The organism is Micromonospora sp. NPDC005413, assembly GCF_040606435.1.
In the GTDB taxonomy this organism is placed as follows: Bacteria; Actinomycetota; Actinomycetes; order Mycobacteriales; family Micromonosporaceae; genus Micromonospora.
In genome coordinates this window covers 194492-205178 of record NZ_JBEXEV010000007.1, presented here as the reverse complement: position 1 = coordinate 205178, position 10687 = coordinate 194492, and the positions used below count along the sequence as shown (strand labels likewise).

9 protein-coding genes are annotated in these 10687 nt (G+C 71.6%); 3 read left to right on the top strand and 6 right to left on the bottom strand.

Going from position 1 to position 10687, the window contains the following annotated elements:
- Nucleotides 1-107 precede the first annotated feature (107 nt).
- Entirely contained in the window at nucleotides 108-950 is an 843-nt protein-coding gene (locus ABZS37_RS12050) for an endo alpha-1,4 polygalactosaminidase (RefSeq protein ID WP_355168108.1), read from the bottom strand.
- A 120-nt stretch (nucleotides 951-1070) separates the two neighbouring features.
- A complete protein-coding gene (locus tag ABZS37_RS12045) occupies nucleotides 1071-2204 on the bottom strand; it encodes a CAP domain-containing protein (protein WP_355168130.1) in 1134 nt (377 codons plus the stop codon).
- A 394-nt stretch (nucleotides 2205-2598) separates the two neighbouring features.
- On the opposite strand from ABZS37_RS12045, the gene ABZS37_RS12040 reads away from it, so the two are divergent.
- The 3 genes from ABZS37_RS12040 (at nucleotide 2599) to ABZS37_RS12030 (ending at nucleotide 7386) form a co-directional block, all read left to right on the top strand.
- Entirely contained in the window at nucleotides 2599-2793 is a 195-nt protein-coding gene (locus ABZS37_RS12040; protein ID WP_007456482.1) for a hypothetical protein, read from the top strand.
- A 358-nt stretch (nucleotides 2794-3151) separates the two neighbouring features.
- Nucleotides 3152-6766 (top strand): chromosome segregation protein SMC, encoded by a 3615-nt coding sequence (gene smc / locus ABZS37_RS12035; RefSeq protein WP_355168106.1) that lies wholly within the window; start codon nucleotides 3152-3154, stop codon nucleotides 6764-6766.
- Nucleotides 6766-7386 carry an HAD-IA family hydrolase gene (locus ABZS37_RS12030; RefSeq protein WP_355168104.1) on the top strand — a complete coding sequence of 207 codons (621 nt, stop codon included), beginning with the start codon at nucleotides 6766-6768 and terminating at the stop codon, nucleotides 7384-7386. The genes smc and ABZS37_RS12030 overlap by 1 nt, the downstream gene beginning before the upstream one ends.
- Before the next feature lie 8 nt (nucleotides 7387-7394).
- Here ABZS37_RS12030 and ABZS37_RS12025 read toward each other — a convergent pair whose 3' ends face one another.
- The 4 genes from ABZS37_RS12025 to ABZS37_RS12010 form a co-directional block, all read right to left on the bottom strand.
- The gene (locus ABZS37_RS12025) at nucleotides 7395-7925 is read right to left on the bottom strand and encodes a DinB family protein (protein ID WP_355168102.1); all 531 of its coding nucleotides are present in this window, start codon (nucleotides 7923-7925) and stop codon (nucleotides 7395-7397) included.
- 42 nt (nucleotides 7926-7967) lie between these two features.
- On the bottom strand, nucleotides 7968-8462 hold the full coding sequence (locus ABZS37_RS12020; protein ID WP_354997491.1) for a universal stress protein: 495 nt from the start codon (nucleotides 8460-8462) through the stop codon (nucleotides 7968-7970).
- A 9-nt stretch (nucleotides 8463-8471) separates the two neighbouring features.
- Nucleotides 8472-10091: an MDR family MFS transporter gene (locus tag ABZS37_RS12015; protein ID WP_355168100.1), complete on the bottom strand. Its 1620-nt coding sequence runs from the start codon at nucleotides 10089-10091 to the stop codon at nucleotides 8472-8474.
- A gap of 141 nt (nucleotides 10092-10232) precedes the next feature.
- A complete protein-coding gene (locus ABZS37_RS12010; RefSeq protein WP_354997493.1) occupies nucleotides 10233-10673 on the bottom strand; it encodes a MarR family transcriptional regulator in 441 nt (146 codons plus the stop codon).
- Nucleotides 10674-10687 lie beyond the last annotated feature (14 nt).

Genomic DNA, 10687 nt, shown 5'->3' with positions numbered 1-10687 from the left:
CGCGTCGATCTAGGGAGAATCGTTGTTGGTGGATCTCCTTCCACAGCGATTCTCCCTAGATCGACGCCTGCGGGGGAGGGGGAGGGGGAGGGGGAGGGGGAGGGCGGTCAGGGCAGTGGGCAGGCTTCCCGCCAGGCGTCGAGCGTGCGGTCCTTGCGGATGGACGCGAAGCCGTAGCCGACGGTGGTCACACAGAAGTCGTCGGTCGAGCCGGCGTACTCGACGTGGAAGACCGGCTTGCCGGCGTCGGCGAACGGCAGCAGCTTGGCGCACTGCCCCAGCCGGACACACTCCTCGTTGACCGCGAAGTCGAAGTCCGGTGCCAGCGCGGCGAGCTGCGGCACGTCGTTGACCAGCCCGGGGGAAAGGCTCAGCGAGCGGGCCAGCTCGGCCAGGCGGCGGTTGAACAGCAGTTGGTCGTCGAAGTCGAGCGGGAAACCGGTGCGAGACGCGTACCCGTCGGCGTCGGCGAGCGCCACCGCGCCGAAGCCCTTGCCCCGGCAGAGCCGGAACCGGTCGGCCAGCACCGGCTCGAGCGCGTCCCAGCCCCGGACGTCCAGCCACCGGCTGTCGGGCCGACGCCCGGCCGAGCCCTGTACGACATTCGGGAACCGGCTCGCGTCCGGGTCTGCGGAGCGGACCGACCCGACGTGCACCTGGCAGATCAGTCGGCGGTCCCGGGAGCGCAGCTCGGCGGTCTGCGCGGCGGTGGTGGCCACCGGGTCGAGCAGGAAGACATCCGCGTCCACCGCCGGATCGAGCGGGCCGCTGAGCTGCCACTGCCACTGCCAGTGGCGGGCCTGCGTGGCCGGCCACGCTGTGGGCGCGCCGGGCGCGGTCAGCTCGGCGCGACACCCGTACGCCGGCACCACCAGGACGAGTGCGACGCCGGCCGACAGGATGCGGCGCAGTGGGCGTACGGCGGCGCGTCGCCGCGGCCGGATCCGCATCGGCAGCTCCCGGGTCGCGGGCGGCCCGTCGCCGCCCTCACCGGTACGCCGTCGCCCCCACGCTCCGGCCCGACGTACCTCACCGGGTCAAACGAGCGCGGGGGCGTGAACGACGCGCGGTCAGCGCGGCGCCGCGAAGACCTGCGTCCAGTACGGTCCGTTGCTGCTGGCGATGCCGACGCCGATCTCGGTGAACGCGCAGTTCAGGATGTTGGCCCGGTGGCCGGAGCTGTTCATCCAGGCGTCCATCACCGCAGCCGGGGTCTTCTGGTTCCAGGCCACGTTTTCGCCGTACGTGCGCCAGGCGTAGCCGACGCGGTCCAGCCGTACCCCGCTGTCACTGCCGTCGCTGCCGGTGTGCGACATCTTCCGGTGGTCGGCCTGATCCTGGCTGTGCCGCTGCGCGGCGGTCATCAGCTTGCTGTCGATGCTCAACGCCTTGCAGCCGGCCTTGGTCCGCTCGGCGTTGACCAGATTCACCACCTCGCGGGCCTGTGCGCTGACGGTGCCGCTGGAGCCCGAGCCGGTGGTGGTACTCGGCGCGCTGGTGCGCGTGGCACTGCGTCGCGACGCGGCGGTGGTCCGCGACGCCGCCGGGGTGGGCTTGACAACCTTGCTCGGCTGCGCCGAACTGGGTGTGGCTGACGGGGAGGGTGCGGCGAGGGTGTCGAGGGCGGGCTCCTCGGTCGGTACCGCCGGCGCGGCGTAGGTGTCGTCGACGGCCGTCCGCTGACTGGCCCCGTCATCACCGCCGGGCAGCGCGAGTGCGCCGACGCCGAAGCTCACCACGAGGGTTGCCGCCGCGGCGGCGCCGCCGATCATCAGTGGCCGGCGCCAGCGGCGCGGGGAGCGGTGCCGCCCGTCGCCGGGCTGGCCGGTAGCGGCGGCACCGGCCCGCCAGCCATCGGTGGTCGCCGCGTCAACGTCGGTACGCCAGCCGCCGGTGGTCGCCGCGTCAACGTCGGTACGCCAGCCGCCGGTGGTGTCCTCGACCGGGCGGCTGTTGCCCCAGTTGCCGGTCTCGCCATCCGGCTGGTGGGCCGGCCAGGCGGCGGTCGGGGCGTCGGACGACCCGGCGAAGGGCGCCAGGTCCGGCTGCCCGCCGGAGGTGGGCTGCTCCCGGTGCCCCTCGTCGACGGGCTGGTCGGGGTCGTCGCCGAACAGGTAGGACGAGCGGGGTTCCGGGCGGTCCCTCAGCCAGTCCGGCTCGTCGGTCGGCCGGCCAGCGCGCCGGGGTGCGCCGTTCGGGTCCATCGGGTCGGTCCAGCCGTACACGCCTGTGCCTCCAAGGGGTCGATTGTTGGCCGGGCTGACGCTACGGTCCGGTCGTCGACCCCGGCAACGTGGCTAAGGAAGAGTTAAGGGGAGGTCTGACGTCTGAGGGAGTACTTTCGAGATTCTGGGCGTACAGTAAAGGTGTCCGGACAGAGCGTGTCCGTGCCTTGCGGCAACCCCCCGACAAGTGGACAGGTCGACGTAGAGATGATCTACGGCCTGCGAGAACTTGACGAAGGAGGGGTTTGCGGCTCAATATATAGGTGTCGCCAGTCGCGCCCGGTCATGCCCAGATACAGCCTGGAATGACAGCCGCGTACAAATTGGGCGCGCGTTGGCCGGCCTTTCCGGCAGCGCATATCAAGGAGTCAGCATGGCGAAGGCCCTCTACGGCCACGTAGGTGCAGCGCCCGACCGGCGTCTGCTCGACGAGGTCACCCGACTGCGTGCCAGGGTTCAGGCACTGGAGTTCGAGATCACGCGTCTGCGTGCCGACAATGATCGGCTCGCGGCGGCTGCGGCGGAGGCGGACGATCTGCTCCGTCTGGCCGAGCCGGCGCTGACCTGATCTCCCCGTCGAAAAACTGAATCGCACCATTGCAAAAATGCGCGCCGACACCTCTGTGCCGGCGCGCAACGCTGTCCGGCTCCTTTCGTCGCCGACGATTTACGATCTTGCGGTCGGTCGCGCTGGAACCGTGCCTGAGGTTTCCGGAAAGCACGTCGGCGGATAAGCCGATCATGAACGACCCTTGTCTTTGTCGCGACCGCTGGAACAACAGCGCGGTCGCGTCCCGCGCCTTCGACGCACGCGGCCCGGGGCGGGTCGCGTGCCGGCCCGCTCCCTCCACCGGGTTAGTCTGCGAGTTCACCCAGGTCCCCACAGCCGGCGACGGTACGGCGGCCACCGGACGAGGATCGAGAAGGTGTATCTCAAGAGCCTGACGGTGAAGGGGTTCAAATCCTTCGCCTCCGCCACGACGTTGAAGCTGGAGCCCGGGATCACCTGCGTGGTGGGCCCGAACGGCTCCGGCAAGTCCAACGTCGTCGACGCCATCGCCTGGGTCCTCGGCGAGCAGGGCGCCAAGGCTCTCCGCGGCGGCAAGATGGAGGACGTCATCTTCGCCGGCACCGCCGGCCGGGCACCGCTGGGTCGCGCCGAGGTCACCCTCACCATCGACAACACCGACGGCGCGCTGCCCATCGAGTACACCGAGGTCTCCATCACCCGCCGGATGTTCCGCTCCGGCGAGAGTGAGTACGAGATCAACGGCAACTCCTGCCGGTTGCTCGACATCCAGGAGCTGCTGTCCGACTCCGGCATCGGCCGGGAGATGCACATCATCGTCGGGCAGGGCCGACTCGACGGCATGCTGCACGCCAAGCCGGAGGACCGCCGGGCGTTCATCGAGGAGGCCGCCGGCGTCCTCAAGCACCGCAAGCGCAAGGAAAAGGCCCTGCGCAAGCTCGACGCGATGCAGATCAACCTCAACCGCCTCACCGACCTGACCGCCGAGCTGCGCCGCCAGCTCAAGCCGCTGGGCCGGCAGGCGGAGGTGGCCCGGCGCGCCGCCGCCATCCAGGCCAACCTGCGCGACGCCCGGCTGCGCCTGCTCGCCGACGACCTGGCCACCCTGCGGACCACCCTCGACCGGGAGATCGCCGACGAGACGGCGCTGCGGGATCGGCGCGAGCAGTTTGAGGGCGAGCACGCCGAGGTGCAGGGCCGGCTCGGCGAGCTGGAGGCCGCGCTGGCCGAGGACGCTCCACTGCTCGCCGCCGCCCAGGACACCTGGTACAAGCTGTCCGCACTGCAGGAACGCTTCCGCTCGATCGAGCAGTTGGCCCGGGAGCGGCTGCGGCACCTCAGCGCCAGCGGCGACGACGAGCGACCCGGCCGCGACCCGGACCAGCTGGAGGCCGAGGCGGAACGCGTCCGCGAGCAGGAGGAGGAGCTGCGCGCGGCGCTCACCGACGATCAGGTCCGGCTGGCTGAGGCGGTCGAGCACCGCCAGGAACTGGAGCGGCAGCTCGCCGCAGCCGAGCGGGAGTTGGTCGCCGCGGCCAAGGCCATCGCTGACCGCCGGGAGGGGATGGCCCGCCTCACCGGCCAGGTCAACTCCGCCCGGGCCCGGACCACCAGCGCCGGCGAGGAGATCGAACGCCTCGCCGTCGCGCACGCCGACGCACTGGGCCGCGCCGAGCAGGCGCAGGCCGACCTGGACGCGGTCGCCGCCCAGTCCACCGAGGCCGACCGGGACAACGCGGACCTGGACGCCCGGCACGCCGAGGCGGTCGCCGTGCAGGAGCGGGCGCAGGCCACCGTTCGATCCCTGGCCGACACCGAGCGGGCAGCGGAGAAGGATGCCGCCAGCTGGGAGGCCCGGGAGGAGGCGCTGGCACTGGGTCTGCGGCGCAAGGACGGCGCGGGGGCGCTGCTCGCCCGCGCCGGCGACGTGCCTGGCCTGCTCGGCAGCCTCGCCGGGCTGCTCACCGTCGCACCGGGCCACGAGGCCGCGCTGGCCGCTGCGCTCGGCGGCCTCGCCGACGCGGTCGCCGTCAGCGGGGTGGACGAGGCCGTCGAGGCGATGCGGCTGCTGAAGATCTCCGACGCCGGCCGGGCCGGCCTGCTGGTCGGCAGCCCGGCGGGGCCCGGCATGACCGGCTCGGCCGACGCGCTGCGCCCGAAGCTGCCCGACGACGCCCGGTGGGCCCCCGATCTGGTGGAATGCAGCGCAGAGCTGCGTCCAGCGGTGCACCGGGCGCTGCGTGACGTGGCGCTCGTCGACGATCTCGCCGCCGCCGCCGAGGTGGTCGCCAGCAACCCGGAGCTGCGGGCGGTCACCCCGGACGGTGACGTGGTCGGGGCGTACGCGGCGGCTGGCGGGTCGGCCAAGGCTCCCAGCTACATCGAGGTGCAGGCGGCCGTCGAGGAGGCCCGCACCAACCGGCTCACCGCCGAGCGCGCTGGCGCGGAGCTGCGTGACCAGCTCGTCGAGGCGCGCGCCGAGGTGGCCGCCGCCAAGGAGGCCGTGCAGCACGCCGCCGCAGAAAAGCGTGAGGCGGAGAGCCACCGCAACGCCGCTGCCCGTCGGCTGGCCGAGTTGGGCGCGGCGGCCCGCTCCGCGAAGGCGGAGACCGACCGCCTCGGCGAATCCCGGGCCCGCGCTGAGGCGGCCCGGCAGCGGGACCTCACCACGCTCGACGAGTTGGAGGAGCGGCTGCGGCTGGCCGAGGAGACCCCGGTCGATGCCGAGCCCTCCGCCGAGGAGCGGGACCAGCTCGCCGCCATGGTGCCGCAGGCCCGGCAGAACGAGATGGAGGTCCGGCTCGCGGTGCGTACCGCCGAGGAGCGTGTCTCCTCGATCGCAGGCCGGGCCGACTCACTGACCCGGCAGGCCACCGCGGAGCGGGCCGCCCGGGAACGCGCCGCGGCCCGACGGGCCGCGCGCACCCGGGGCGCGGCCATCGCCCGGGCCGTCGCCGGCGGCGCCCGGGAGGCGCTCACCCGGCTCACCACCTCGATCGCGACGGCCGAGGAGCACCGCGACGCGGTCGCGCTGGAACGCGCCGCCCGCGAGGCCGAGCTCCAGGAGGTACGCGGGGCAGCCAAGCGCCTCGGCGCGGAGTTGGAGCGGCTGACCAGCCAGGTACACCGCGACGAGGTCGCCCGGGCCGAGCAACGGTTGCGCATCGAGCAACTGGAGGCGAAGGCTGCCGAGGACTTCGGTTTGGACGTGGAGACCCTGGTCGCCGAGTACGGCCCCACTCAGCCCGTCCCGCCGACCCAGGTCGACGTCGCGACGGCGGAACGCGACGGCCTGCCGGTGCCCGAACCGGTCCGCTACGAACGGCCGGTGCAGGAGAAACGGGCCGCAAAGGCGGAACGGGAACTGACCCTGCTCGGCAAGGTCAACCCGCTCGCGCTGGAGGAGTTCGCCGCGCTGGAGGAGCGCTACAAGTTCCTCTCCGAGCAGTTGGAGGACCTCAAGGCCACCCGTCGTGACCTGCTCACCGTGGTCAAGGACGTGGACGAGCGGATCCTGGAGGTCTTCGCCAGCGCATTCGAGGACACTGCGCGTGAGTTCGAGCAGGTGTTCACCGTGCTCTTCCCCGGCGGCGAGGGTCGGCTGATCCTCACCGACCCCGACGACCTGCTCACCACCGGCGTCGAGGTGGAAGCCCGCCCGCCGGGCAAGAAGATCAAGCGGCTGTCCCTGCTCTCCGGTGGCGAGCGATCGCTGACCTCGGTGGCCATGCTGGTCGCGATCTTCCGCGCCCGGCCCAGCCCGTTCTACATCATGGACGAGGTGGAGGCGGCCCTCGACGACGTGAACCTGGGCCGGCTGATCATGTTGCTGGCACAGTTGCGGGAGAAGAGTCAGCTGATCGTCATCACGCACCAGAAGCGGACGATGGAGATCGCCGACGCGCTCTACGGAGTGACCATGCGCAGTGGGGTCACCCAGGTGATCAGCCAACGGCTCAACCGGGCCGACGAGGACGACCAGCGGCACGGCCGCGGCGAGGAGAACGGGTAGTGGCTCGGGAACGCGCGACGGCGCTCCTGCTGGACTTCGACGGCGTACTGCGCCGGTGGGATCCGGCGGTGGCCGCCGGTGTCGAGCGGGAGTACGGCCTGTCCGAGGGGGTGCTCGGCGAGATCGCCATGCAGTGGGGCCGACTCCAGCCGGTGCTCACCGGCCAGGTCAGCCACGCCGACTGGGTGAGCAGCGTGGCCGAGGCGCTGGCCGCGCCGGCCGGCGGACCGGACCGGGCCCGGGCGGCGGTGGAGCAGTGGCAGCGCTACCGGGGTGAGGTGGACACCGAGGTGCTCGACTTCGTCCGGGAGGTACGCGCCGCCGGGATCAAGGTCGGCCTGGCCACCAACGCCACCGACGTGCTCGACGCCGACCTGGCCGAGCTCGGGCTGGCCGACGAGCTGGACGTGGTGGTCAACTCCTCGGCGGTCGGCGTACACAAGCCCGCCCCGGAGTACTTCCAGGCCGCCTGCGTGGCGCTGAGAACCCTGCCGGCCAAGGTGCTCTTCGTCGACGACGAGGACTGGGCCGTACGAGGTGCCCGGTCCGCCGGGCTGTCGGCGCACCGCTGGGGCGGCCACGGCGACCTCCGCTACCTGCGGGCGGCTCTGGGCTACTGAGCCCGCCGTCAGTCGCCGGTGACGCCGTCGATCCGCTCGCGGATCAGGTCGGCGTGCCCGTTGTGCCGGGCGTACTCCTCGATCATGTGCACGTACGTCCAGCGCAGGCTGAAGGTGCGGTTTCCGTCGCTGCGGGTCAGCTGGAACGTCTCGTCCAGGGATCGTCCCGCGGTCGCGGCCCGGGCCGCCTCGACCTCGGCCCGGAAGGTGGCGAAGGCGGCCTCCGGGTCGGCGTCGGCGGCGGCGTGGAAGTCGGCGTCGTTGTCGGTGTCGTAGTCGAACAGGTCGGGCAGGACCTCGCCCGCGAAGCGCTGGCGGAACCAGGACCGCTCCACGTCGGTCATGTGCAGGACCAGCCCGAGCAGGCTCAGGCTGGACGGCTCGACGCTCGCCGTGCGCAACTGCTCGGCGGTCAGGCCGGCGCACTTCTGCAGCAGGGTTTCGCGGTGATAGTCGAGCCAGCCCTCGAGCATGGTGCGCTCGTCACCGACGAGGGGCTCGGGTGTCCGGTCGATCTCCGGTGCTCTCCATGTCGTCATCCGGTCATCCTGCGGTCCGGGTACGACAGTCGCGACCGGATTTCAGGGCACCACGACGACGGGCCAGCGGCCGGTGCGGACCAGGCGGGTGGCGACCGAGCCGACCAGCCGGTGACCGGCCTGCTCGGAAGCGCCCACGACCACCATGTCGGCCTGGAACTCGTCGGCCGCCGCGCACAGTTCGCCGTACGCGTCGCCGCGCCGGTTGAGGAAGGTCACCCGCAGGCCCAGCTCCTCAGCCCCACGCCGGCACTCCCGACGCAGCTCGTCGGCCAACTCGTCGTGGGTGCGCTGGACAGCGCCGGCGTCCATTCCGGGAACCAGGGCGGTCAGCCCGCTCGCCGAGCTGACGAAGACCACGACCAGGGCGGCGCCCTGTCGGCGGGCCAGGCCCGCGGCGTAGGAGCCGGCCCGCTCGGAGGTTCGGGTGCCGTCGACGCCGACCATGATCACCCGAGGGCCGTCCGTGCCGCGCTCGAAGGGCAGCGGTCGGGTTCGGGGGCCGTACTCCTCGCGGTCCGGTGCTCCCACACTCATGGCGCTACCTCACCTCTGCTCGCCGGTACGGACCACCGCTGCGCCAGCGCCGGCAGCGACGGTCGATTCCCGCTCGACCTCGTCGGAAACCGGATTGCTGTTGTGCTGCCGCAGCGGCACCTCCTTGATGAAGCTCACCGCGATCAGCGCGATCAGCGCGAAGGGGGCGGCGGCCAGGAAGATGTCACCCGCGCCGTGACCGTACGCGCTCTCCACCACTGCCCGGATCGGGCCGGGCAGGGTGTGCACGTCGGGCAGGACACCACCGCTGCCCGAGCCGGACGCGGGGATGCCGAGCCGGGCCAGGCCCTCTGACGTGTAGCCCGTGACCTTGTGGGCGAGCACAGCTCCGAGCGCGGAGACGCCGATCGCGCCGCCCAGGCTGCGGAAGAACGCCACCACCGAGCTGGCCGCGCCGAGCTCGTGCGTGCCGACGGTGTTCTGCACGGCGAGGACCAGGTTCTGCATGGTCATGCCCAGGCCGATGCCGACCAGCGCCATGTAGACGCTGAGCAGGGTGAAGCTGGTGTCAGCCCGGAGCGTGCCCATCAGCGCGAAGCCGATGGTGAGCAGCGCCGTACCGACCACCAGGAACCGCTTCCAGCGGCCGGTCCTGGTGATGATTCGACCGCTCAGCGTGGAGGAGACCAGCAGACCGAGGATCATCGGCAGGGTCATGAGGCCGGACATGGTCGGGCTCTGCCCGCGGCTGATCTGGAAGTACTGGCCGAGGAAGACCGAGGCGCCGAACATTCCGACGCCGACCGCGATGCTGGCGACGACGGCCAGGGTGATGGTGCGGTTGCGGAACAGGCGCGGCGGGATCATCGGCTCGGCGGCACGGGTCTCCACCCGGATCGCCAGCGCGCCGAGCATCAGGGCGCCGATCACCATGACGACGGACTGCCAGGAACCCCAGTCGAACTGGTTGCCCGCGAGCGAGACCCAGATCAGCAGCAACGAGACGGCTGCGGTGATCAGGGTGGCGCCCCACCAGTCGATCTGCGCCTTCCGCTTGACCACCGGCAGGTGCAGGGTCTTCTGGAGCACGACCAGCGCGGCGATGGCGAAGGGCACGCCGACGTAGAAGCACCAGCGCCAGCCGAGCCACGAGGTGTCGACGATCACACCGCCGATCAGCGGGCCGCCGATGGTGCCGACGGCCATCACGGCGCCGAGGTAGCCGCTGTAGCGGCCCCGCTCGCGCGGCGCGATCATCGTCGCCATGATCACCTGGGCCAGTGCGGTGAGACCGCCGGCGCCGATGCCCTGGAGCACCCGGCAGGCGATCAGTTCACTGGTGCCCTGCGCGGCACCGGCCAGCACCGAGCCCAGTACGTAGATTCCCAGGGAGAGCTGAACCAGCATCTTCTTGCTGGTCAGGTCGGCGAGCTTGCCCCAGATGGGGGTGGTCGCGGTGGTCGCGAGCAGGGCCGAGGTGACCACCCAGGTGTACGCGGACTGGCCGCCGTGCAGTTCCGTGATGATCCTCGGCAGCGCGTTCGAGACGACCGTGGAGGAGAGGATCGCGACGAACATGCCCAGCAGCAGACCGGAGAGGGCCTCCAGGATCTGCCGGTGGGTCATGTCGACGCCGGTCGCCCGGGTGGGCGCTGTCGCCTGGCTCATCGTTGCTGCCTCCGAGTGGAGTCGAGGTGGGAAAGGTGAGGCTGCTGTGGCAACCGTCTGAAGTTGCCTGGAGCAACTATGTGCCTTGGTTGCCTCAAGCAACAACTTGTCCGAGGGAAGGATCATTCCGCCTCGGCGGGGTCATTTCCGGGTGTCGTTGAACCGGCCGAGAAGCCGGGCGAACTCCTCGACGTCCCGGGTCGGCCAGTCGTTCAGAGTGCGCAGGAACTCGCCCACCCGGGCGGACCGGGCGGCATCGAACCGGCGCTGGCCCTCCTCGGTGAACCTGATCTGCGCGGCCCGCCGATCGCTCGGATCGGGGTCGCGGCGGACCAGGCCGAGCGCCTCCAACCCGTTGATCTGCCGGCTCAGCGTCCCCTTGCCCACGCCGAGCCGCGCCGCCAACTCCGTCAACCGGATCGACCCACTCCGGCGCAGCCAGAGCAGCAGCCCGTAGGTGTTCGGTTCGAGGTTCGGGTGCACCTCGCGGCCGATCTCCCAGGAAACCGCGCGACCACGGCGCAGCAGAGCGGTCAGTTCGTGCTCGACCGCCCGGATCGGCTCCGGCAGGTGCTCGTCCACGGGCTCAGACTACG

Bases quoted from the DNA above. Each gene is read 5' to 3' on its own strand.
- ABZS37_RS12015 (WP_355168100.1), bottom strand. From the start codon at position 10,091: ATGAGCCAGGCGACAGCGCCCACCCGGGCGACCGGCGTCGACATGACC.
- ABZS37_RS12040 (WP_007456482.1), top strand. From the start codon at position 2,599: ATGGCGAAGGCCCTCTACGGCCACGTAGGTGCAGCGCCCGACCGGCGT.
- ABZS37_RS12050 (WP_355168108.1), bottom strand. From the start codon at position 950: ATGCGGATCCGGCCGCGGCGACGCGCCGCCGTACGCCCACTGCGCCGC.
- ABZS37_RS12025 (WP_355168102.1), bottom strand. From the start codon at position 7,925: ATGACGACATGGAGAGCACCGGAGATCGACCGGACACCCGAGCCCCTC.
- ABZS37_RS12020 (WP_354997491.1), bottom strand. From the start codon at position 8,462: ATGAGTGTGGGAGCACCGGACCGCGAGGAGTACGGCCCCCGAACCCGA.
- ABZS37_RS12045 (WP_355168130.1), bottom strand. From the start codon at position 2,204: ATGGACCCGAACGGCGCACCCCGGCGCGCTGGCCGGCCGACCGACGAG.